Annotated in this window: 18 protein-coding genes and 1 pseudogene; 2 read left to right on the top strand and 17 right to left on the bottom strand. The window is 37.6% G+C overall.

The window, feature by feature from the left end; genetic code table 11:
- Positions 1-98 precede the first annotated feature (98 nt).
- The 7 genes and pseudogenes from cysN to AC3CH3_RS00870 form a co-directional block, all read right to left on the bottom strand.
- Complete coding sequence (gene cysN, locus AC3CH3_RS00900) at positions 99-1,508, bottom strand: sulfate adenylyltransferase subunit CysN (protein ID WP_114634248.1); 1,410 nt, start codon at positions 1,506-1,508, stop codon at positions 99-101.
- 137 nt (positions 1,509-1,645) lie between these two features.
- A pseudogene (locus tag AC3CH3_RS00895) lies at positions 1,646-2,600 on the bottom strand (DHH family phosphoesterase).
- Positions 2,600-3,247, bottom strand: a complete 648-nt coding sequence (cysC, locus tag AC3CH3_RS00890; RefSeq protein ID WP_488537520.1) for an adenylyl-sulfate kinase — start codon at positions 3,245-3,247, stop codon at positions 2,600-2,602. Before cysC ends, AC3CH3_RS00895 begins: the two are co-directional and overlap by 1 nt.
- Positions 3,248-3,253: 6 nt before the next feature.
- The gene (gene cysD / locus AC3CH3_RS00885; protein WP_114634245.1) at positions 3,254-4,168 is read right to left on the bottom strand and encodes a sulfate adenylyltransferase subunit CysD; all 915 of its coding nucleotides are present in this window, start codon (positions 4,166-4,168) and stop codon (positions 3,254-3,256) included.
- Between the two features lie 18 nt (positions 4,169-4,186).
- A complete protein-coding gene (locus AC3CH3_RS00880) occupies positions 4,187-5,926 on the bottom strand; it encodes an SLC13 family permease (RefSeq protein WP_488537519.1) in 1,740 nt (579 codons plus the stop codon).
- Between the two features lie 312 nt (positions 5,927-6,238).
- On the bottom strand, positions 6,239-6,787 hold the full coding sequence (locus AC3CH3_RS00875) for a sugar transferase (RefSeq protein WP_488538145.1): 549 nt from the start codon (positions 6,785-6,787) through the stop codon (positions 6,239-6,241).
- Between the two features lie 113 nt (positions 6,788-6,900).
- Positions 6,901-7,845 (bottom strand): UDP-glucose 4-epimerase family protein, encoded by a 945-nt coding sequence (locus AC3CH3_RS00870; RefSeq protein WP_488537518.1) that lies wholly within the window; start codon positions 7,843-7,845, stop codon positions 6,901-6,903.
- A gap of 170 nt (positions 7,846-8,015) precedes the next feature.
- Between AC3CH3_RS00870 and AC3CH3_RS00865 the strand changes: the two genes are divergently transcribed.
- Positions 8,016-9,881, top strand: coding sequence for a nucleoside-diphosphate sugar epimerase/dehydratase (locus AC3CH3_RS00865; RefSeq protein WP_108202709.1), 1,866 nt, complete (start codon positions 8,016-8,018; stop codon positions 9,879-9,881).
- Between the two features lie 98 nt (positions 9,882-9,979).
- Here the strand turns inward: AC3CH3_RS00865 and AC3CH3_RS00860 are convergent, their stop codons facing one another.
- Positions 9,980-11,131, bottom strand: a complete 1,152-nt coding sequence (locus AC3CH3_RS00860; RefSeq protein ID WP_488537517.1) for a glycosyltransferase family 4 protein — start codon at positions 11,129-11,131, stop codon at positions 9,980-9,982.
- Positions 11,132-11,206: 75 nt separating this feature from the next.
- Between AC3CH3_RS00860 and AC3CH3_RS00855 the strand changes: the two genes are divergently transcribed.
- Positions 11,207-12,298, top strand: a complete 1,092-nt coding sequence (locus tag AC3CH3_RS00855) for a CDP-glycerol glycerophosphotransferase family protein (RefSeq protein ID WP_488537516.1) — start codon at positions 11,207-11,209, stop codon at positions 12,296-12,298.
- On the opposite strand, the gene AC3CH3_RS00850 is transcribed toward AC3CH3_RS00855, so the two are convergent.
- The 9 genes from AC3CH3_RS00850 to AC3CH3_RS00810 are packed head-to-tail and all read right to left on the bottom strand — an operon-like array spanning position 12,281 to position 23,991.
- Positions 12,281-13,390 carry a CDP-glycerol glycerophosphotransferase family protein gene (locus AC3CH3_RS00850; protein ID WP_488537515.1) on the bottom strand — a complete coding sequence of 370 codons (1,110 nt, stop codon included), beginning with the start codon at positions 13,388-13,390 and terminating at the stop codon, positions 12,281-12,283. The genes AC3CH3_RS00855 and AC3CH3_RS00850 overlap by 18 nt on opposite strands.
- A gap of 2 nt (positions 13,391-13,392) precedes the next feature.
- Positions 13,393-13,788 (bottom strand): glycerol-3-phosphate cytidylyltransferase, encoded by a 396-nt coding sequence (gene tagD / locus AC3CH3_RS00845; RefSeq protein WP_102490869.1) that lies wholly within the window; start codon positions 13,786-13,788, stop codon positions 13,393-13,395.
- A 10-nt stretch (positions 13,789-13,798) separates the two neighbouring features.
- Positions 13,799-14,596 carry a hypothetical protein gene (locus AC3CH3_RS00840; RefSeq protein ID WP_488537514.1) on the bottom strand — a complete coding sequence of 266 codons (798 nt, stop codon included), beginning with the start codon at positions 14,594-14,596 and terminating at the stop codon, positions 13,799-13,801.
- Entirely contained in the window at positions 14,577-16,397 is a 1,821-nt protein-coding gene (locus AC3CH3_RS00835; RefSeq protein ID WP_488537513.1) for a hypothetical protein, read from the bottom strand. The genes AC3CH3_RS00840 and AC3CH3_RS00835 overlap by 20 nt, the downstream gene beginning before the upstream one ends.
- Positions 16,390-17,502 (bottom strand): CDP-glycerol glycerophosphotransferase family protein, encoded by a 1,113-nt coding sequence (locus AC3CH3_RS00830; protein ID WP_488537512.1) that lies wholly within the window; start codon positions 17,500-17,502, stop codon positions 16,390-16,392. The genes AC3CH3_RS00835 and AC3CH3_RS00830 overlap by 8 nt, the downstream gene beginning before the upstream one ends.
- 44 nt (positions 17,503-17,546) lie before the next feature.
- On the bottom strand, positions 17,547-18,773 hold the full coding sequence (locus AC3CH3_RS00825) for a nucleotide sugar dehydrogenase (protein ID WP_488537511.1): 1,227 nt from the start codon (positions 18,771-18,773) through the stop codon (positions 17,547-17,549).
- Positions 18,774-18,789: 16 nt separating this feature from the next.
- Entirely contained in the window at positions 18,790-20,283 is a 1,494-nt protein-coding gene (locus AC3CH3_RS00820; protein ID WP_488537510.1) for a hypothetical protein, read from the bottom strand.
- A complete protein-coding gene (locus tag AC3CH3_RS00815; protein WP_488537509.1) occupies positions 20,284-21,714 on the bottom strand; it encodes a hypothetical protein in 1,431 nt (476 codons plus the stop codon).
- Between the two features lie 30 nt (positions 21,715-21,744).
- A complete protein-coding gene (locus AC3CH3_RS00810; RefSeq protein WP_488537508.1) occupies positions 21,745-23,991 on the bottom strand; it encodes a glycosyltransferase family 2 protein in 2,247 nt (748 codons plus the stop codon).
- Between the last annotated feature and the right edge of the window lie 11 nt (positions 23,992-24,002).

Raw genomic sequence — 24,002 nt, 5'->3', positions numbered from 1 at the left:
AGGGAAGAAATAGAACCTTTTTGGAACAACTCAAGCCCCCGCACGTTTACCTAAGACTGTAGTGGCCAAGTTAAGTACGATACAGCAGTCTGACGAGGTTATACCTCTGCGCACCCCCACTCTGGGAAATGTTTACGCACATAAGCATTCAGATCTTTCTCAGATTGAGAGTACACCCGAACTTTTTCTGTTTTCTCACCGGATATGGAGGAAATCATACCAGCACCTACAGTCACGTTGTTGTGGCGGTCAATTACAATGAATGAACCTGTTTGTGGTAGTGTTTGGTAAGTATCAACAGCGATCTTGTCCGTCAATACAATCTCAGACAAAGCAATCTCGTTAAGGTCTAACGTTTCACTCTCTTCAGCGTTCTGTTCTAATGTATTGACATCAATTTTATGAGGGATGCCCGTCACTTTACCTATACAAGATTTGGTCGCAAATTTAAATATGTACTCTTTGTGCGTACGCATTGGGTTCTCACCCATCCACACTACGTTAGCATTTATTTTATTCGTAACTTTAGGCTCGTGACCGTTATGCACGAGCATATCACCACGTGACACATCAATTTCATCTTCAAGAGTAAGTGTAATAGCTTGGCCGGGGCGTGCGGTATCCAACTCACCATCAAAGGTGTAAATGGATTTTACACGTGAGCTCTTGCCTGACGGTAGTACCGTCACTTCATCACCAACTTGAACGAGGCCTGAAGCTAACGTACCACAGAAACCGCGGAAATTAAGGTTGGGCCGATTCACGTATTGCACAGGGAAACGCATGTGCTCTAAGTCTTTATCTTGATCAATTTTAACGGTTTCAAGCAGCTTCATCAGCGTTGCACCTGGATACCAATCCATCGCTTCACTTGGTGTCACCACGTTGTCTCCGTTAAGGGCTGAAATCGGCACAAAACGGATATCATCGATGTTGAAGTTCTTCGCCATTTCGCGGTAATCGGCTTTAATCTTCTTATACACATCTTGACTGTATTCCATCAAGTCCATCTTGTTGATGGCTACAATGATGTGTTTAATACCCAGCAAACTACAGATGTAACTATGGCGACGAGTTTGCGTTTGAATGCCGTAACGAGCATCCACCATGACAATCGCTAAATCACAGGTAGAGGCACCTGTCACCATGTTACGAGTGTACTGCTCGTGCCCTGGAGTATCAGCGATGATGAACTTACGTTTGTCCGTTGAGAAGTAACGGTATGCTACATCGATAGTAATGCCCTGCTCTCGCTCTGATTGCAGACCATCAACTAAAAGAGCCAAATCGAAATCGCCATCGGTGGTGTTGAACTTCTGAGAGTCTTTCTCAATCGCCGCCATTTGATCTTCGTAAATCAATTTTGAATCGTAAAGCAAACGACCAATCAATGTAGATTTACCATCATCAACGTTACCACAAGTTAAAAAACGTAATAAATCTTTGTTTTCATGGACTTTAAGATACGCTTCGATGTCCGTTGCGATTAGCTCTGAGCTGTGAGACATATCGTTCTCCTAATCTTCTTTTTCAGGCTTCAATGCCCTGTACAATTGGGTTGTCTACTCGAATGCTTTGCACTCTAGAGTATGGGAGCTTTAGCTCCACATTGCAGAAAGTAGCTATGTACCTTCCGCAATTTCATTTAATGAGCATAATACGCTGACAACGTGTTGATGAACTTCTGCTTGTCATCTAGCGTTAATGCCTGCAGCTGCTTTACGACCGCCACCAGTTGGAAACGATGAGCAGATGTCATCCGCACCCACACGGTTGTTCAATGGTGCACGCACGCTCACCGTGTAATCTTGCTCGCTCGCGTTTAGAGTTAATACTGCATGCGCTAAATCAGAGCTTTGATTTGCAAGCTCGTTGCCAAACACACCACTAATGCGCCTTGCCCACGCTTCACACGGTAATTCAAATACTTTACATTGCGTGTCCGAGTGAACCGATTTGATGCTCAGCACTTGGTTACGGTCTAGCTCATAGCCTTTTTTCAGCGTGTGGTACGGCGAGCTCTCATCATCGAGTAGCGATAACGGGTCAACGTAGGCTGTCAATTGTTGATACAGGTCTGCCGGGGCAATGTGCAAATCATTCAGCGCTGCGCCATAACCGTTATAGTTAATCAGAGTGCCCAGATCTTTTAAGAATTTGGTCTCCGATTCGGTTAAGCCAATCTCTTGTGCTAGCTTATTGGCTGAAGCAAACAGGTTGTCACCAAACGCGGCCGCAACGGCCCATTTAGCGAACTGTCCGCCTAGGCGATTATTAACCAGTAAACTGGTGCACACTTCTGCATCCAAATTAATTAGTGCATCTAGGTTGTCTGACTGTGGTATATCGCCGCTACGGTGATGATCGCAATAAAACACTTTCACGTTGTTTTGCAAAAGCACTTCCAGTTCTGGTAGGTTTTTCTCCATGGAGATATCCAGCGCCGTCACTGATTCAGCTTGGTCAATATCCACTTGCTTCAGCAGTTGAATGTCACGCTTCACGCCGGTAACCAATATAGATTCTTTGGGCTCTGCGAATCTCAGTTGCAACAAGGCAATGATGCCATCAGCATCACCGTTAAATACGTCATAATGCATTAAGCATGCTCTCCTAGTTGTAGATAGCCTTTCTTCTCAAGTTCAGCGACGACAAAATCCGCGCAAGCTTCAATAGATAGCTCTGCAGTATGCAGATGGATTTCAGGATTCACCGGTGCTTGGTATTCTGAGTCGATGCCTGTGAAGTGTTTAATCTCACCGGCACGTGCTTTCTTGTAGAGCCCTTTAGGGTCGCGTGCTTCACACACCTCTAGCGGGGTATCGACAAACACTTCAAGAAATTCACCTTCAGTTACCAATTCACGCACTTGTTGGCGTTCAGAAATAAACGGCGAGATAAACGCAGTTAACACAATATTGCCCGCATCAACAAACAGCTTAGCTACCTCACCAATGCGGCGGATGTTTTCAATGCGGTCAGCATCAGAGAAACCTAGATCTTTGTTAAGGCCATGGCGCACATTATCGCCATCAAGCAGATAACTGTGCTTGCCCATTTGCAGCAGTTTACTTTCCACTGCATTGGCGACGGTAGATTTACCGGAACCACTTAAACCAGTGAACCAAAGTATTACTGGCTTTTGCCCTTTTTGAGCCACTCGATCTTGATGGGTCACCGTTGAGTTATGCCACACGACATCGTCACTCACCGAGTCATTGTTTTTACGTTGGTATGGAGTCGTCATAACAGTTTAGAAATACCCTTCGCGTTTCTTCTTCTCCATTGAGCCTGAAGAATCATGATCAATGGCACGGCCTTGGCGTTCAGACGTTGTGGTTAGTAGCATCTCTTGGATAATTTCTGGCAGCGTCGCGGCTTTAGACTCTACCGCCCCGGTTAATGGGTAGCAGCCAAGCGTACGGAAACGAACCATCTTCTCTTCAATAACTTCGCCTTCTTTGAGCTCCATACGCTCATCGTCTTTCATTATGAGCATGCCGTCACGCTTAATCACTGGACGTTTTGCCGCTAGGTATAATCCTGGAATTTCAATGTTCTCTAGGTAGATGTATTGCCAGATATCCAGCTCAGTCCAGTTTGATAGAGGGAACACTCGAATGCTCTCGCCTTTATTTACTTTACCGTTATACACATTCCATAGCTCAGGGCGTTGATTTTTTGGGTCCCAGCGGTGATGTTCATCGCGGAAGGAATAGACACGCTCTTTGGCGCGAGACTTTTCTTCATCACGGCGTGCGCCTCCAAATGCAGCATCAAAGCCATGCTTGTCTAGAGCTTGCTTCAAGCCTTGAGTTTTCATGATGTCAGTATGTACGGAGCTGCCATGGACAAATGGGCTGATGTCCATCTCTACCCCTTCAGGGTTTTGATGCACAATCAACTTCATACCCACTTTTTCCGCCATATAGTCACGAAACTGAATCATTTCTTTGAACTTCCACGTGGTATCTACGTGCATTAACGGGAACGGAGGCGTCGCTGGCGCAAATGCTTTTTGCGCTAGGTGGAGCATCACCGAAGAATCTTTACCGACAGAATATAGCATTACCGGGTTATCAAACTCAGCGGCAACCTCACGCATGATATGAACAGATTCAGCTTCTAGTTGCTTTAGATGAGTCATACGCTCTGGAGAAATATTCATTTCAAAGAAGTCCTTAAATTACAATCCAATAAAGGCAGGAATTGCGGTTAACACAATCACGCCATAAAGCAGGCACATCGGCACACCTACTTTCACAAAATCTTGCAGATTATACTGACCCGCATTAAACACCATCAGGTTAGTTTGGTAACCATACGGACTAATAAAGCTGGCGCTGGCGCCAAACGCTACTGCGAGTATATACGCTTGAGGGTTTGCAGATAAACTCGAAGCCAATTCAACTCCAATAGGAAGTACGAGTGCTGCAGCCGCATTATTAGTGACTAACTCTGTCATCATCCATGCCAATACATAAACAACAATCAAGCCAGTCATTGGAGTAAACAAATAGTCATATGAATGAACCATTGTTTCTACCCCACGCAAAGCACCACTATTTGTTAAAGCCTGAGACAAAAGCAGGGCTGAGGATATAATCAACCAAATATTTTTAGGCAAACGCTGCAGAACCTCATTAGCCGTTAAACACCCTGACAACAATAGTACACCTAATAATATCAGCATCACTTTAAAAAGAGACACAATACCTAACGCCGCCAATAAGATAGAACCGAGAAAACCAACAACAGTCAGCTTTTCTCTCCAGCCACCTAAGCACTGATCCGTTTCGACTTCGCTCAATAAGTAAAAATTCTTACGGATATTATTTCTAGAATAGTGATCGTTTCCCACTGCAAGTACTAAGTAATCACCGGCCTCAAGCGTCACCTCGCCAAGCTTGCCCGATAGCGCAACCCCATCGCGTTTAATCGCAACGACAGCAGCATCAAACAAAGCACGAAAACCTGAATATTTAAGTGTTTTCCCTATCAAATTACTTTCCGGTTTAATGACCACTTCAGAAAGGTTATCAAGGGGTAAGCCGCTATTACTCGCGAACAAAGAAAGGCCATTGAACTCCCTTAATATCGTTACCTTCTTCACGTCACCACTAAACAACAAGCGATCATTGGGTGCAATAATCTCCTGAGGAGTAACAGGCGATATCAAGCGCCCCTCTCTCAATATTTCAACCAAAAATAAAGACTCTAAATGTCGAAGACCATTTTGTTCTACAGACTTTCCGATTAGATCTGAATCTGAAGCGACTTCAGTATCGATAATATAGTCACGAATCTGAACTTGGCTTTTATCGTACTCTGGCAATAATGGGCTTAATGCAAACAAAAGCGCCCCACAACCCACTACCAAACATAAGCCCACAACGGTAAAGTCGAAAAACCTCAAACTAGGCAAACCTGAGTCGATAACCAAACTATTGACGATTAAGTTAGTGGACGTTCCAACTAAGGTTAAGGTTCCACCCAGTATGGCTGCATAAGAAAGAGGGATAAGTAGTTTACTGGCTTTGTGGTGCGGGTTGTTGCGGATCGGTGCCAACATAGTGGAAACGACCGCAGTATTGTTCAATATCGCTGAAGAAAAAGTGGTTAAGCTGAATAACCTGAGCAAGGTGAGACTATAATTAGGTCCAATAACATAGTTGGTAACTACTCTTAGTAGCTTCGTTTTCTCTAATGCTACAGAGCAAATAATCAACAGCATCAAAGTTAATAAACCCATATTTGAAAAGCTTTGGATAACCTGCTCTGTCGTAACAAGAGAGCTGGTAAAAAGCACTAACAACAATACACCAAACACTCTATCAGACTGCGATTGAAAGCGTATCAAGCCGCAAATTGTTGCAACGAACAAGCCAAGTACCTGAACAGCAGGATTCATTAACCAATCAAGCAAAACCAATGCTCCAAATAAACAAACTAAGGTATGAGAAGATAAACACCAAAGAGAACAGCCTATCAGGTGACGTTATAGGCTTAAGTATAGTGACACCATCAAATAGGGAAATACAGGCGTCAGTTCATGGCTCTCGTCAACACTAAAACTAACGAACACTGACTTTGTTACGTAAAGTGGTGCTTATAATTCAATCACCTACGATCTAATCAGCTATACTCACTACACGTTATAGCCCTTTGACGAAGCCTAGTTACAATACAAGACTGATTCTAAAAAACGTCAAAGATAGCTAAGAAAGCAAGAGGCAAATTAAACGCGGTCGCCTGAGCCTTTGCCCAATACTGTTTGAATGATGTATTGGAAATACAATTTAGTATTCAACGTGTTAATCATGCGTTGATCCCACTCCGCGAGTTTTTTCGGTGTCGACATGTCGATATCATTGATTTGAGCTAACCCCGTCACACCCGGTCTAACCGACAACACTCCTCTCGACTCTCTCTCATCAATCAGCTTTTGTTGGTTAAATAGACATGGTCTTGGGCCAACTAAGCTCATTTCACCTTTAAGCACGTTATACAACTGAGGGAGTTCATCCAATTTCGTTTTACGCAAAAAACCACCTAATTTCGTTACAGAACTCGCCCCAACTAAGTGAGTCGCTACAGACTTTGTCTCCACAGGCATTGTGCGGAATTTGACCAAGGTGAAAGGTTTTTTGTTACGACCTACACGGGTCTGAAAAAAGACAGGCGACCCCGTATCAAAGTAACCAAGGATACAAATAATGAGAAATACTGGCCATAGGAACAACAGGCCAAAGAAAGCAAAAACAAAATCTAACAAACGAGTCAAAATATGTGTCCTATCAAATTCGGATTGAAAACATGGGGGCGCTATAAGCACCACTAATCAATAAAGGATACCTGAAGAATTTATGGATAAGAAAACCATAAGCTACCTAAAACGCATCAATACGACTTCAAGTAAGCTTCTACTGTGCTTTTGATCCCTTGTTCAAAACTTACAGGAGGTTCCCATCCCAAGATCTCTTTCGTCAAACCTATCTCAACCTGGAGATTGCCACAGACCCTTTGAGCTATGTGCTCCTTTTTTAAAGCTGACGATCCAGCTTGTATCCAAGCCATTGGGATTGGAATTAATCGCGGTGATTTACCCATTGATTGAGCAATAGTCCGCATTAACTGAGTAGTCGACACATCATGATCATCAGAAGCTAAGAAAGTATGCCCTGGAGCCAAAGGATGTTCACACCCCGTCAGTATCAAATCGGACAAATTATCCAAATAAACCAAACTTCTCTGGTTTTTTATAGCACCAAACGGTAGTGGGATGCCTCTATCAATCAAACGCATCATAGATAAGAAATTTGCTTTTACGCCAGGCCCATAAACTAATGGTGGCCTAATGATAACCACTTCTAATCCTGTCTCTTTTGAAAGCTTAGCCAACTCAACTTCGGCTTCATACTTGCTCAAGCCATAAGGGTCTTGCGGAGTATTATTCAAATTCGGTTCAAAGGGTAAATTTGGCTCACTGAATTCACCATTAACTTTAATGGAGCTGACAAATACAAACCTTTTAACGCCCGCTTCTGCAGCTTGCTTTGCTAAGTTCAATGTACCCAGCGTATTAACTTCTTGATAAGCGGCTAAAGCGTCTTGTTCACTTTCATTCATTTGATGTACTCGAGCTGCACAATGAACAATACAATCGACACCTGCGAAGGCACCAGACCAATCGGTAGAAGCGTCAATGGAAGGGATAACCAAGCGATTAGTTAGTGGCTCTATTTGCTTACGCACAACCGGAATGACTGTCCAGTCGTGCTCTCTAGCCAACTCAACAACTCTAGAGCCGACAAAACCTGTGCTACCTGTGACTAGAATATTCATAACAAAACGGCCTCAATAGAACAAATAATGAGCAAAATTAATAGCAATGCTCCTGAGCACCACAGAACCACCAATAACATCTAGCTTACCGCACTCAACAGCATTAAAATATCTTGAATAAAACATTGTGCAGCGATTGCTAAACAAATATCAATATCTCAGGGACAACAATGATCAAGCCAATACGAGCAATTCTCAACACCAAGCGGAAAAATAAGCGCTTAATCAGTATTGGTTACGACATATTCGCAATAGCACTTTCAGTTTATTTAGCTATTGCTTTAAGGTTAGGTACATATACGTTTGAGTTAGGCTTAGATGAATGGGTAACTTTGTTGCTTACGATTTCAGTAACCATCTATAGTTTCACTAAACTCGGGATGTATAGAGCGGTATTACGCTATATGATGTTCCCTGCTGTCGGGAACATATTTCTAGCTGTATTTATATCGTCGCTCACCTTGATCATGAGCGGATTCTTTTTTCACACTTTCATCCCTAGAAGTGTTCCTTTCATTTATGCAGGACTGGCCATACTGACTCTAGGTGGACCAAGAATTATCATTCGTTCTGTTTACGATCAAATGATTAAGCGTAAAAAACCAAACGTATTTATATACGGTGCTGGTGCTACTGGTCGTGAACTTGCGTACGCTTTGATTCATGGTGATGAATATAACCCAGTTATTCTATTAGATGACGACCCAAGTAAAAAAGGCAACATCTTATTTGGATTAAAAGTCCATCACCCAAGTGAATTTGAACACCTTCAATCTCTATACCAACCAATAAAACTACTGCTTGCTATCAACAACATCAACAAAGGAAAAAGATTAAGGCTAGTAGAAAAGCTGTCTAGCTGGCCAATCGCTATTCAATCAGTGCCATCAGTCGAAGATATTGCCGCAGGCAAAGCGTCAGCGACCGAAGTTAAAGACCTCGATGTTGCAGATCTATTGGGAAGAGCTCCAATCGCTCCGAATAATGAACTACTGACGAAGAACATTCATGAAAAAAATGTAATGGTGACAGGAGCAGGAGGTTCAATTGGTTCTGAGTTATGTCGCCAGATAATTGCACAAAAACCCAAAACATTAATTCTGTTTGAGCTAAATGAGTACAATCTCTACAAAATTGAGCAAGAGCTAAACGCAACGAAGAAAAACCTAAAAAGTAAAACCAAAATTATCGCAGCTCTAGGTTCCGTACAAAGACAAAACCGCCTTGAAAAGCTGATGACAAGCTATGAAGTAGAAACTTTGTATCATGCCGCAGCCTATAAACATGTACCTTTGGTGGAAGACAATGTAGTCGAAGGAATCCGCAATAATGTATTTGGAACACTATCCTGTGCACAAGCTGCTATAGAATGTGGCGTAAAAAACTTCACTCTAATTTCTACAGACAAGGCTGTAAGACCAACGAATGTAATGGGGGCGAGCAAAAGGATGGCGGAGCTCGTACTTCAAGCTCTTGCAGACAAAGGCACAGATACCATTTTTACCATGGTTAGATTTGGCAACGTATTAGGCTCTTCCGGCTCAGTTGTTCCGCTATTCAAAAAGCAAATCAAGGCTGGGGGCCCAGTTACTGTGACCCACCCTGATATCATCCGTTATTTCATGTTAATCCCAGAAGCTGCACAACTCGTTATTCAAGCTGGCGCGATGGGTAATAATGGACAGGTGTTCGTACTTGATATGGGAGAACCCGTTAAGATCCTAGATCTGGCAAAACGTATGGTGCACCTAATGGGAATGAAAGAAAACATCGGTTCAAGCTCAGATGAGGGGGATGTAGAGATCAGGTTTACAGGCTTAAGACCAGGAGAAAAGCTGTACGAAGAGCTGCTCATTGGTGAGAACGTTGAAGGCACAAGCCACGAAAAAATCATGACAGCTCAAGAGAGCAAACTTGACTGGCCTGAAATGCAGATTCTCCTAAACGAATTAGATGAATGCTGCCATGACTTCAATGTCGAGTGTATCAAAAGGATACTGTTAGAAGCACCAACGGGTTACACCCTTAATAAATAAACTAGATTGAACAAAAGCTAAATCAACCTGATCTAGCTGTGAAAATCCGTGCGACTCGAGCAATAATTAAATAAAAAAAGCTCGGTCGCAGACACCTATCAACGACAATGCGTATCGTATAGTTCGAGAAACCTTCTGATTACAACCTCATCACTATATCGAGTTTTAACCTCATCAGCTAAACACTCAGCATAAGATTGATAGCTCGATGGATTAGAAACAATATCAATAATACACTGACTCCACTCCTCCACAGCTGAAGGATCAAGTAGTCGACCATTGATTTTATCTGATATAAATTCATTACATCCACTCACATTCGATGTCAAAACAACCCGAGCTGTCGCACCAGCCTCTATCAATATCCGAGGGATTCCTTCACCATAACGCGTGGGTAGTGCGACTATGTCTACTGAGTTCAATACTGAGGGCATTTCTTTACCGGAAACAGAACCTAACCACTTAATTTTCCCATCATCCGAGAGCGTTTGAATTTCTTTTTCTGTGTACGAGTTTTTAGAATCTAGGTCAAATAACCCTGCAACCCAAAGTTCGACGTCAGTACCTTGTCTTTTCACAGAATCGAGCGCAGACATCAAAGTATCGAGACCTTTGTCTTTAAGTAGCCGAGCTGCAAACAGTACAATCAGTGGCTTACCATTCTTTAGACAATCCAAAGCGACGGATTTCTCGCAAAATTGTGTTACGTCGACACCCGCTCCTGCAATGTGTATTAATGGCTGCTTACGCCCTATTTGAGCTCTTTCGAAAATAGTTCGATCAGAATTATTTTCGAATATAAATGCTCCCTTATCGGAGTTACCCACCATATAGTAGAGCCTTGTTACCATTGGTCTTAACAATCTAAACAAGAGGGATTCACTCGAAAAAACCGCACCTAACCCTGTAATGCTTTTTAATGAAGAAAGCCTTAATAGGTTAGAAACCAAACCACCATATATTGAAGGCTTCACTGTGATACAATGAACCAGGTTCGGCTGTAGTTCTTTTAAATGCTTATAAAGCTTGAACAGTGAAACTAGCTCAAGGAAGGGATTCACACCGCTTCGGGAAAATGACAGTTCAATACAATTGAATCCAAGTCCCTCTAAGTAATCTCGAATATCCGTACTGGTAAAGTGCGTGATTATCGTAATATCATAACCGCTTTCTTTGGCAGCTAAAGCTCTATTTACCCAATGAAGTTTGAAGTACCAATCAACATTGATTATGTAAGTAAGTTTTTTCATAATTCCCATTTAACGATTAAGCTTGTACTATCAGGCCTTGATTAATTCACTTTAATGTCTCTAAGACGACACTTTATGCCTAATATATTTCGACACAAAGCATGGCGGTTTATTAGCCAGGTATCTATTGAGTTACTTCTTATTCCGTTAAAAGTTATGTTTAGCATAACGCCAAAACGAAAGAAACAATGGGTCATGGGCCACCACCATGGTTTCTGTGACAATGCCAAGCTCGTCGCTCAAGAGATTGCAAAAACACGACCAGATATCACATTAATATGGCTTAAGTCTAATCCTGAGCATGTGGTTGATAGTAACATTATTAGCTGCTCTAAATACTCCATCCAAGGAATCTACTATCAAATAACATCCAAAGTATTTATTGTCTCGACGGGCTTAAATGACATAGGAAGAATGACTCCCTACTTTGACTGTTACTACTTCAACCTTTGGCATGGATGGCCAATAAAAAAGATTGGACTTGACTCGAAGGAAACGAGCCCATCTGAAAACAAAATAATAAGCACACTATATAACTTGTTATACACTAGATCTAATCAGCGTTATCATGCGTTTTTTTGCCATAACCTTGAACAAGCAAAAACATTTCAACAAGCATTTGGGGTAAGCGACAAAAAAACGATTGTTACCGGTTGGCCAAGATTAAGAAAAATTAACTCAACCAAGATCTCCCAACTAACCTTTGCTCCAACATGGCATATCGACAATAAGACCACAGTCAAATTGATTGAAAACGTCATACAAGCATTTAGCCGCCAATCAAGTTTAGAATATCTATCGATATGTCTACACCCTTTTGATCGAGAACTAATAGAAGAGTTAAATGCTGAATACAATAGTGAAAATATTAGGTTTAGCTGTGGAGACACAATCGAGAATATCAAAAAGTCAAAACTGGTCATATCTGACTTCTCTAGCATAATCATAGATGCTGCAGTCAGTTGTGACTGCGATGTAATTCTCTTCTATAGCGATATAGATAAATACGTAAGAGAACGTGGGATCTATAAAGAATTTTCAGGTTTGATGAATGATCATGTCAACTTTAATAGTTCATTTAATAAACACGACATTAATATCACAACGTCTAATCATAACTGTACAGAAAAAATAATTAATCACATAGATTCATTTGTGAATAATTAACTTTAAAAGTTCACTCGAAGAAGAAGAGCTCTTCGTTGCATGGTATCGGTCATAAAAGTGAGATTGTTTTTCCGATAGGTTACTCGTTGTAATACTATTTTCAATACTAGACATTAACTGTTCAAAACTTAACAATGGCTCACTAGGTATAGAGTCTCTAAAGTCATGGATAAACCCATGTTCTTTAGTATAGGTTTCGAGATCTGGTGTGTATATAATTATCGGATTTTTCAATAATAGAAAATCAATCCAAATACTAGAATAATCAGTTATCAGTAAGTCGATATATCTCAAAAGAATCATGGGGTTTTTAAAATCAGAACCATCGATTACATTTTTAGTATTAAGTAGTTTATTATCACTTGATAGGTGTGAAAACTTATGAGATCGAATAAACAAAAGAATATCGTTATCCGTTAAGTATCTCTCTAAAACAGCAAGTTGACTTTCATCGAAACTCACAGGTTCATTATCTGTATGGCTATCACCACGATAAGTCGGTGCAAATAAGATCACTTTTTTATACGGCTCTATAAGCGACTCTATAACCTCGCTTTCATTATACAAATCTAAATCAGTTAACTCCTTACGACTACAAGTTAAATAGTCATTTCTTGGTAACCCAAACTTTGTTACATTAAAATACGGGACGTGCAACGCGGACGACATTAATAAAGCATCATATGGTGATGCCGAAACTAAAAGACTAGTATGGCTAGCCTGATCAAGCAAAAAATCGTGCTCAAAACGATCTTCACACAAAAATCTTATGTTCTTTATTGGGCTACCATGCCATACATTGACGGTAGTATGCCTTGAAGCGATTAAACCAGAAGGAAGACTATGATCAAAAATAATAGTCTGAGACCGGGCCAGTTTCCATATATTAAGGAATATGGAACGGATACAATTCTTGCCAATATCATTACCGTCTACAATAACAACTTCATCTCGATTTATAAGTTTTGCATACAGTATTTGTTGATTCGCGTCCCAGGATGTTCTGGGTGTTATATAAAAACAAAACTGATTTTTACTGGGTAAAAAGAAATCTGACAACTTCAATACAAGATTAAAAAGTGCTTTCAACATAGTTATTTGAACTTTTTTATAATATCTTGTTTTCGTTCTGTTGTAGATACACCTTCGGTTCTAGGTAAATATACGACTTCACAGTGCTCTTTCAAAAAATCAAATTCCCCTTCCCAATCATCACCGATAACAAAAACATCAATATTGTTCTCTAACACATCTTTTACTTTCTGATCCCACGATGTTTCTGCAATAACTTCATCTACATACTTTATTGCATGAACAATTTCAGCTCTTTCGTAATAAGGTTGAGCGCAGACTTTATTTTTAGATTCCAAATTAAATTCGTCAGTTGATATAGCGACAGTAAGATGCCCACCAAGAGCCTTTGCTCTTCTCAATATATTCAAATGACCGATGTGGAATAGATCGAATGTACCGTATGTTAATATTTTCATTTTTCCCTACTTAAATAAAATGAGATCTTATCTTTATTTGACAATAAAACAATGACTTCAAAGCACCATTGCTTAGTCTAACCAGTATAAGCATCAATACCGCAAAAATTACAGAGATATCTAAATTTAAAACTACAGCCAATATACCAACAAACGACAAAAAGAATATTAAAACACCAGCAATACGAATAAATTGCTTACTATCAATACCCAATTTACCCATCAACTTTGACTCATGCGTCGAAAAAGCCCATTGTTCGACTATAATGGTATATATAAAGATCACAAATATATAATATAATGTAAAATAAGTATTCACAAAGAAAAGAACTGTAATTACAGTACTAATTAGTAAAAAATCAGCTAGTATTTGGCAAAATGGACCATATATTTTTAATATTACAGAATGAGATTTAATTTCTTCATTAAAAAAATAATTCTTTATTTCAATATTATTCTTCTGCTTATTAACAAGCTTAATTTGATAAACGCTCAATATTATATTAAAAAAGTACAATATTGATATAACACCTAACATACCTGCAATATAAACATCACGTCCTAAACTTTGTTCCATATCATGTAAGAATGAAATATTTTTAGAACCCGATAAAACAAATAACATTTTTAAAGGCATAAACATTACTATCATGTTTATAAATTTACTAGAGAAAACCAGCAATGCAATTTTGATAACAGGAATATCCGTCTGCTCTCGGAACATTCTAAATAAACCAGGGATAGCACGAAAAAAATCAACGGTTCTCTTATTGTTTTTTTTAAAGCGATTAATCAGCCCCATATTCACTCTCGGTTCTTTCTGCAATTTGTTGGACTAGTTCAACTTTTGTTAGTTTTGTCATATCATCGATATAGATTATATTATTAAACCAAAGATCCCTATTGTTGGAAATCACTCTAGAACTAAGAGCATGATGGTTAGTCAGAGTATACGTATCAACTCCAGATAATCCAGCTAACTCCAATACGGTAGTTGCGGCGGAGACCACCAGATCAAGCTGTTGCATGATATATAAAACAGTAGAGAAATCGTTGAATTGATCTACATCCAATGTAACAAACTCACTACCAGAGCCTAACGTAATATTTTTAACTTCTTCAGAGCAATCATCATACTGCAGGTTAACAAAAATCGTGTCATTCAACTTAAAAATGGGTGACAGTTCGTCAATCGAGTAATAGTGTTCATTTCGACTTGCGGTTTCTATAGAACTTCGCCAACTGATCCCTACAAGCTTTTTACCTTTAAGCTTTAGCTGCGCTATATCTTCTTTAATAGAATCACTGACTAAAGCAGAAGACAAAATAAGGCTATTGGGGTTTCTTTCATCCAAGTGCTTCTCGAATAACTCACCTATAATATCGGTCAGAATAGTAACATTATCAAACTCATCAATTCGACTGTAAATCGAGTTATCCATCACATGGTGTAGTTTAGCGTTAGGAAGTTGGTCATAACTAGGTGCATTATTTACATCAACACGACGAGTTCTATTAACAGGTGAAAACTGTATATTAGGAAACATTTCACTGAATAAGTCAAATAACCTTGGTTCACAGCTAATAGTAATATTGGGGTTAACTTGATTCAATATATGATATAAACCAGAAAACCTAATTTCGTCTCCAGGGCCCCAGCTAGCCAAAATAATGGGAGATTTAGCTGCAATGATAGCATCTAAAGACTGAGTGTACTTCTTTTCGAAACTGACATGCATTATTTGCGAAAGTCGCTGTCGTTTATAAGTCTTGTATGCTTTGACTAAGTCACCTTTGGCAAACCAGAAATGTCGTTCAAGTTTATTATTGACTACATTAGGGTTGATTTCGATAGAAATAGTCGACTTCAACGGTGCGTAAAGCTTATCGGCTTCATTAAAAACTTGCTCTGCCAAATAAAAACTATTTTCCCTAGTATACGCATCGTAGACACGTTCATAAGATCTTGGGGAAAATACTTTAGCTTTAGTATGTTCAAAAACCTCAATAACACGCTTGTTATCTCTAAGTAACGCGTAAATTTCCAAAATTTCTTCATCATTAAAAAGAGTGGAAAAGTACTGTTTTTCAATCAGTTTTTTTAAATATGGAAGCTCATCAAACTTGGAAAGTACGTAACAAAAAGTCAGTGGTGTGAGTTGTTGAGAAGAAAAAGCCCTTCGTTTTAAATGGCTTTCTATTTCCGACTTTTTGCTATATTCACTGATAACAATTGAGGTAGTAATATCATTAATCGCAATAGGATGAAGGTTTATAGCTTCACCGATGTAATGCATAGATTCCTTGCTACCTTTCACTATCAAAGCAGCCCAACTATAATACTTACTTTTTTTCTCTTCTTTTACCCAAAGAGAGTGAGTATTAAGTTGCTTGATATATTGTTTGTATTTTCTCTTTCGATACAAGCGATTAAGACTTTTAAATAGTTTAGCTTTACTTTTTTCTTCTTCACTTTTCATTCTAGAAACAGAAGAACTAAAAACTTTATTATTCCCTCGATGTTCCAGAACTAATTTCCTAAAAAATGAGTTTGAATAGAATAGGCGAAGAGCCAACTTAAGTATGTGATTTTTTATTAAGTTACGCATTTATTTTCAATACATGCTCAATAAACCGTTTGGTATTGGATGCATCCTTATGTTTGAAGAACATTGGTGAAGGTGCCGATTGATAACCAACTTCAACACCCATCATTCCCTCCAACGAAATTAACAATGTTTGAAAATCTGTCGATATTTCGCCAGTCAGAACTTCGCTTAATGGATAGATCATCCCACGTTCTCCTCCATAATCAGCTTCATCAAATAGATACAAGCAGATATTACTGGATACTAGTGAATAATCTAACCAGACGCTAGAATAATCCGTAATCAATATATCCGTATGCTTTAACAATGTATTCGTAATTACATAATCGCTCAAATCTAGTAGTAAGCCATTTTTCTCTAACAAAGGGAGAGCTTGCAACTTACTAAACTTGTGCGGTCGAACCCCTAGGACTGCATTATTCTCTTCTAGAAACTGGCATAACAACCTTTCTTCATCTTCAGAAAACGCATTAATTTCATTAAACTCTTTCCAGGTACCACGATAAGTTGGCATCCAAGAAACTAATTTCCTGCCAGATAAAGCCTTGACCAACTCTTCCTCTTGAGGATCAGTAAACCACTCCAACCTACCAGAGTCTAATAAGTCAGCTCTAGGCAAACCAGATAAAATACACTTAGATGGCGCTACGTTAAAACATGCCGCCATCACAGCTTTATCAAGGTTGGATGAACATACTAGCCCCGTCAAGTTATCAGACTCAAAATCCAAGAACGCATCAGTAAAGCGCTCTTTATCGAAATGACGAATCGTTTTTAGCGGTATTCCATGCCAAACATTGTAAATCTCGCGCTTATTGTTTGTTAAAAACCTAGGAATGGCATGATCGACGATTATATAATAGCTAGTAAAAAAGTCGCATAAGAGCTTAACCGACTCTTGGAAACTGCGTTTTCTTTTCCCTTTAAATACGACAACCTCAAGATCCGAATGGTAATAACTCAAATATTCTTTTACACATACTAAGTTTGCGTCTAATACACCAGTAGAGGCATACAACAGAATCTTATTTTTATGTTTTGGAAAAATTGGGTCTACAACATTTCTCAAAATTGAGAAAATTCTGTTTACAGTCTTTTTTTTCATAATTTCAAGGTAAGTTTATTGATACTTACCTCCCAGCCAAAAATTCAAAATAAATTGAAGTTAAAATTAGATTTTGAGCTAACAACTTCGTATAGTTGTCCTTCAAAGGCATCATGCCGTACAGCAGTTATAACGACATCGTATTGTGATTCACTTGATAGGCTAACAAGAGTGATACCATACTCAGTTTCAACTTCATTTGAATCGGCTTCCGGGTCATGTACGTCAATGTCAACACCGTAAGATTCAACCTCTTCAATAAAATCAACGACTTTTGTATTACGGATATCAGGGCAATTTGGCTTAAAAGTAAGACCGAGTACCAGAATTTTTAGTCCCTTGACCTTTAGATCATTACTGATGACTTGCTTGATAAATTTATTGGCAACATAATTTGCCATTCCATCATTAATCTCACGTGATGCCTTCATTATATCAGGAATAAAACCAACTTCTTGCGCTTTGTGCACTAAGTAATATGGGTCAACTCCAATACAATGCCCACCGACTAATCCTGGCTTTAGGTTGATAAAATTCCATTTTGTTGCGGCTGCATTAATAACTTCGTTTGTATTAACACCCAACTTATCAAATATAATAGAAAATTCATTCATTAAGGCTATATTAACATCACGTTGCGTGTTCTCGATTATTTTAGAGGCCTCTGCAACTTTAATCGAACTAGCTTTATGAGTACCTGCCACTACAATAGATGAATACAATTCATCTACTAGGTTTGCGGTTTCCGGTGTACTACCTGACGTGACTTTCTTTATATTTACAAGGCGATTAATTTTATCTCCAGGATTAATTCGTTCAGGACTATAACCAACAAAAAAGTCATCATTGAATACCAACCCAGATACACTTTCTAACGTAGGCACGCACTGCTCTTCTGTTGCTCCTGGATAGACTGTTGATTCATAAATCACTATATTGTTTTTAGATAGTACCTCGCCTAACATCCGAGACGCATTGATTAACGGACTTAGATCTGGCTGCTTGTGCTTATTTATAGGTGTCGGCACAGTTACAATATAGATGTCGCACTGACGGATATCATCAACATGATTAGAGTACTTTAAGAAACTAGCCTCTAACAATTCTGATTTATCACATTCTAACGTAGAGTCAATACCTTTAACTAATTCTGAAATTCGCTCTTTGTTTATATCGAAGCCTACTGTCGTATATTTCTTGCCAAGTTCGACAGCTAAAGGTAAGCCAACATACCCTAACCCGATTACTGCTATTTTATGTTTTTTAATCACGTATAGTTCTCTTAATTTAAATAATTTCTTTTAATACAATGTATTCATCATTACTAATAACATTGTTCTTAAGTAATTCTGAAAAGATACGTTCTCTTTGAATAGTATCGCTAGCATCAATGATTTTTTTAATCAATTTATAGTTCTTCTTATTGCTATTATATACTCTATTTATTCTTTCTTTATTGTTGTATCTTACAGAATCATCAAATATTTTACCAAGATACTGACTAATTTTACGTTTACTGGCATCTTGCTTTCCTTCCACTATAGGACAGTAAGATTCAATAACACTGTCTGGAACTTGATAGTAGTCAAAAATTGAGCCATCAGTTGAATCGACAATATCCTCTGTTTCTATCTGTTTTGTTAAAGAACTTTCAACAAATCCATAATAATCATTACCGATATTATCCAAATCGAAACATTGAAAAACTGAAATTCCTTTTAAGGATAGTTCCATAGCTATAGAGGAGTTTCCAACAATTGCGACAAAATCACCACCTATTTCACTATAGTTTTCAAGTATTTTTGCATAGCTTGATATCTGACCAACATTAGAATCTCTTGGATGTGGCTGTACATAAACACCTTTTATATACGACGTATTAACAAGAATTTCGATAAGTTCATTCAGTTTAATTAGATCAGGTAACGAGGTAGGAAAAATTACGACATTTTTTTTTCCCTTTTCTTTTGCTTGTCGCAATTTATGCTTGGGTAGATCTGCAGGATCTTCCTGATGCACTTCCCTTGAAAGCTCAAGTACAGAATCATCTATTGTGCTTCCAACTTCCGCATATATTTCTTTACTTTTACGATTCCATAGGATCGAAAGCTCGAAATCTAACTTAGGAAACAGTTTTGAAACAAATCCATGCTGTATGTAGATTCTATCAATCGAAAATTGTCGACAGACTTTTGATGCAGCTAAATACCTTGGCGTATGGTCGTTCGAAAATATAACAAGTTTAGGCAAGCTATTATTCTTAAGGCAAAAGTTCTCGTAGTAATAGAGGAAGTAGTAAGCGTATTGCAAAGAGTAATGTAAAACTGTTTTATTCAAATCCGTTCTTCTAACAAAAAGGATAGCTAATGTTAGATACGGTATTATTTTGATAAGCTTGGATTTTGGCTTAATATAAGAGACTGTAGATGTACACAATGATAAGTTATTCGATTCGGAGGGTTTATCGGACTCATTAAGTTTTCCGATGAAGTTATCATAAAACAATTCAAATTCTTTGATATTATTCTTTGTATGACCCGAATAATATAATTCTCGAAAATCAAAATCTATTCGTCTCAGTTTGAACTTCCCCAGTTCATTTTTAAAACTATGATAAAAGCTCAAATAGCCATTGCTCTTTAAGTGGTACTTACTATCATCCACTTCCAAATAACTTGGTACATTACCATTTCGGATAACACACAACGAACCTATAAGTCCACTTGTGAAACAGTTAATCAACTTAATAGCTAACTTTATCTTTTTTAACAACGTGTTCATTTACTTTACCAACTCTTCAATTGCCTGACCGATATCAATAGATACGGCTCCTTTATTAGCACATGCTGAAGAAAAAATTTTTCCTATGAAGCCAGCGCTTATCAAGCACAAATCGCCTACACAAACCTTATTTTCAATAGTCGAAAGTATGTCTTTATACATGAATGGTAACGGTTTACTAAAACTATTAGAGTCTTCCATGAATTTGGTTAAATTGTGAGTAGGGATCTCGATAACCTCGATTTCAATGTTCAAATCATCCAAACATTCTAATATCAGGTTCTTTTTCTTCCCACTGACAATAACCAACCGATCCGCATATCCAATATATTCTAGAAGGCGCTCTTTATTCACGAAATGCTTGTTAATTTGATCATCACAGAACATCGTATTTTTCAACAGTCCATCTTGAATCATGCTAAATACTGAGTTATCAACAAGAGCATTCCTTGAAAGCACAGAACTATCTAAACTTTGATATGGTTCAAAGCCTAAGCTTTTGTAATTTAAATAATAAGTATATTTATGAGCTGAAGGTATCGCTAATAAATCCACATTACCTGAAAAAATCCCCATGAAGTCAAGCTTTATTTGTTCACGCAGACATATAGGTAATACTTGTCCCCACCAGTGTTTTTCTTGTCGCTCACTTAAAGCAGTAGAGTCACTGAATCCATAAGACTCACCATCACCAATTCTCAAAAATACAAAAGATTCTTTATTTTTTAGGGCTAGTTCAATTTTTCCATTTAAGCTTTCCTTTTTAATTGAATCTGATTTTAAGTCAAAGTAATAATTTTCAGGCTCTACAAGATTCCAAGGCTTATTAATTTTACGATAACTAGAAAAGTACGGCTCATCAATTTTTAAAAACTCATTTTCTATGACAACTGTCGATAGGTTGTTTTTGTAATGCCCCATAATTAGATCAAGCTTAAGTCGTTCGCTTGAGTTATTAGGGAAGTGGTGACAATGTTCTTCATACTGCTCGTTATCTCCAACCTCTATGCACCTTCTTAAAAAGTTAAACATCAACCTGTCATTATTGACTAAGTTATTATCTATAAGTTCTCTAAGATTTTCTTTCTTGAAAAGAATTGGAATTATACTGCCAACTAAACGTCTATTTGAGCTCTTTCTTTTAACGAACAATATCAAACAATCAAAATTTTCTTGCGAAATTTCGGTTTTCAACAATCGATGATGTTGTACCTCTAACGCAAACTTAATGTTGTCATTATTAATCAAGAAGTGATTTTTGCAAACTTCAGTAATTTTGTCCCTTTTAAGTGACAAGTTAGCCACAATAGTCATTGCCACTTTAATGTTAATATATCTTGTTATAGTTTTCCCATCTAATATTTCATTTTTTTCGATAGGGCTTAACATGTCGGTTTCAACTACCCAAGTAGCGAAGTTGGTTAAATTCATAATAATACTTTATTAATAGGTTATAAAAAACTACTTACTTCTATTAGGTCTCAGATTTAAGATTATACTAGCAACCTTTCTAAGGGTACTGCTATTTACCTTTCGTTCTATTTTTGCTGTGCGTTTGTTGGTATTTTTAATGGATGCTTTTAGGTCATTATTCTTTTTACTAAGTACATTAATATTTGATTGGATTTTCTCTCGGAAAATAGCCATATTCTCAATTTCTTTTTTTATGTTTTGGATATCAGAGTCGTCTATGGATGAAATGCTTTTTATCTTTCCATCTAATGATTCACATCTGATTTTTAAAGCTTCGTTTTCAGTATTTAAAGTCAGTATTAGTTTAGCAACTGCCGTGTATATATTATCGTCTTCTCCTGAATTGATAGTACAACTAGGTTCAAATATTACATTACTAGATTTGTTATCTTCTGAATAAAACTCAGAAATTCTTGTTTTTTCTTCGTTAGAGAAATACGAATACTCTTTAATCTTACTATTTCTTTGCAACAACTTACGAAGGTTTTTCCTCTCGCTTTCATTTAACGTAGCATTTACCTTCATCGCAAAATCTAATTCGCCTTTGTTGTACCCTATATTTTGGTTAACAAGTGCCTTTTTATTAAAAAAATTCGAGCAGCCAATTATCTTGGAAAAACCGCTAATAAGATTTTTACTTTCTGATTTTTCAAATTTTTTCACAATTATAGATTTCTCGCCAAATACACTGCTGTAAGATTTTAACAGTTTCGACCAATGATATTTATTTGTATCAATGGTATTCTTGAAATCATTGAATGAAGTAATTGAACCAGCATGAACTTCTTGTGTAAAGATTGATTCAATAAAACTAGCTTGGTCTCTTAGATATACGATTATCTTGACATCAAAAATAGGGGATAGGACTTTATACAAGTTGTGAGCAATATTATAGCTATTTTTATATGCGTCTATATAGTCCCCAGAAAAACCTTCCCAGCTCATCACATACGTTTGAGCTGCACTATAGATATTGGTTTGATCAACAACTTCCTTTCTTATTGACGCTAACTCTGAATCAGAGACCTCAACTGAGAATCTTAATTTTTTTATAAGTTTACCAGCTTCGATATATGAAATCCGTTCATCAAGAAGTTCTTCAATATTCGACCGAAGAGTGTGCTGTATTGTTGTTGTACCTGTCTTATGCGTTCCTATATGTAAAAAAAACGTTTTCTTTTCGTTCATATCTAAAGCAGGCAAAGTCATTTCTTTTCCCCAATAGGCATCTCTTTTATCTTTGAAATATGTAATAGAATCTGGATAATTCCCGACTAACAAAGATTTTTCGTACATTAACTTCTCTATAAAACTAGAAAAATCGGAGTTAATTTTGCTATCAATAAAATCAATTTCATTTTGATAGTCTTCGTCAGATAAAATTCCGTTCAATGAATGAAAATAGGCTTGGATGAGAATCCTCGCTTCATTATACTGATGTTTACTAAGTAAATGTTTGAATGTTACAACAAAGAAAGTTCCGCGAAACTTCTCTAGAATAAACTCTTTTTCATCGTTAAATTTTAGATCCGCATATAACTTATTAAAAGCAAGAGAAATTGTAAACAATCTGTCATAGTAATTATCGTTGACTTTTTCAGTAAATGTTCTTGTTACTGAAAAACATGATACATTATGATAATATCCTACGATATCACTACAATAGTATTTCCTTACATTCTTTCTAGCAATTAACGCTACATAATTATCTTCATAAATACAGTTTTCGGGAAAGTATAATTCGGAATCAACAATAAATCTCTTGCTAAAAATCTTTGTAACTATACGACCAAATTCGAAACCAATATTACCCTCGCGAGTGTGCTCCCCCACATTACTTCTCATTGTAGAAGATGAAACACCTTTTTTTTCAATCGAAAAATCGATAAAGTCATAACTTTCTTTTCTTTTTTCGATAAATAAATCTATTACATCTAAGTTAATATTATCATCTGAGTCAACAAACCAAACATACTCGCCTTTTGAAGCTATTAAACCAGAGTTTCTAGCCGCTCCTGGCCCTCTATTATTCTGACGAATAACACTACAAGAAATTGAAATATTACGACAGAGACCCATTAACTTTTTATGTTCCACGTCACTAGAACCATCATCTACAAAAATAACCTCGATTTCTTTTAATCTTATAGTACCAATAGTATCGATTAAATTTATAGACTTTTTAGAAGAGTTATAATAAGGGATTATAATAGATAGTAGTTTAGTATCTTTCATTGATTCTCTCT

The sequence above is a fragment of the Vibrio sp. QJM3NY_35 genome (genome assembly GCF_057785915.1).
The sequence above is the reverse complement of the archived record's forward strand: the minus strand, read 5'-3'. Positions and strand labels throughout refer to the sequence as shown.

What these genes read in the sequence shown, in the direction of transcription:
- cysN (WP_114634248.1), bottom strand. Translation starts at nt 1,508, where the DNA reads ATGTCTCACAGCTCAGAGCTAATCGCAACGGACATCGAAGCGTATCTT.
- cysC (WP_488537520.1), bottom strand. Translation starts at nt 3,247, where the DNA reads ATGACGACTCCATACCAACGTAAAAACAATGACTCGGTGAGTGACGAT.
- cysD (WP_114634245.1), bottom strand. Translation starts at nt 4,168, where the DNA reads ATGAATATTTCTCCAGAGCGTATGACTCATCTAAAGCAACTAGAAGCT.
- AC3CH3_RS00870 (WP_488537518.1), bottom strand. Translation starts at nt 7,845, where the DNA reads ATGAATATTCTAGTCACAGGTAGCACAGGTTTTGTCGGCTCTAGAGTT.
- AC3CH3_RS00865 (WP_108202709.1), top strand. Translation starts at nt 8,016, where the DNA reads ATGATCAAGCCAATACGAGCAATTCTCAACACCAAGCGGAAAAATAAG.
- AC3CH3_RS00860 (WP_488537517.1), bottom strand. Translation starts at nt 11,131, where the DNA reads ATGAAAAAACTTACTTACATAATCAATGTTGATTGGTACTTCAAACTT.
- AC3CH3_RS00855 (WP_488537516.1), top strand. Translation starts at nt 11,207, where the DNA reads ATGCCTAATATATTTCGACACAAAGCATGGCGGTTTATTAGCCAGGTA.
- AC3CH3_RS00850 (WP_488537515.1), bottom strand. Translation starts at nt 13,390, where the DNA reads ATGTTGAAAGCACTTTTTAATCTTGTATTGAAGTTGTCAGATTTCTTT.
- tagD (WP_102490869.1), bottom strand. Translation starts at nt 13,788, where the DNA reads ATGAAAATATTAACATACGGTACATTCGATCTATTCCACATCGGTCAT.
- AC3CH3_RS00835 (WP_488537513.1), bottom strand. Translation starts at nt 16,397, where the DNA reads ATGCGTAACTTAATAAAAAATCACATACTTAAGTTGGCTCTTCGCCTA.
- AC3CH3_RS00830 (WP_488537512.1), bottom strand. Translation starts at nt 17,502, where the DNA reads ATGAAAAAAAAGACTGTAAACAGAATTTTCTCAATTTTGAGAAATGTT.
- AC3CH3_RS00820 (WP_488537510.1), bottom strand. Translation starts at nt 20,283, where the DNA reads ATGAACACGTTGTTAAAAAAGATAAAGTTAGCTATTAAGTTGATTAAC.
- AC3CH3_RS00815 (WP_488537509.1), bottom strand. Translation starts at nt 21,714, where the DNA reads ATGAATTTAACCAACTTCGCTACTTGGGTAGTTGAAACCGACATGTTA.
- AC3CH3_RS00810 (WP_488537508.1), bottom strand. Translation starts at nt 23,991, where the DNA reads ATGAAAGATACTAAACTACTATCTATTATAATCCCTTATTATAACTCT.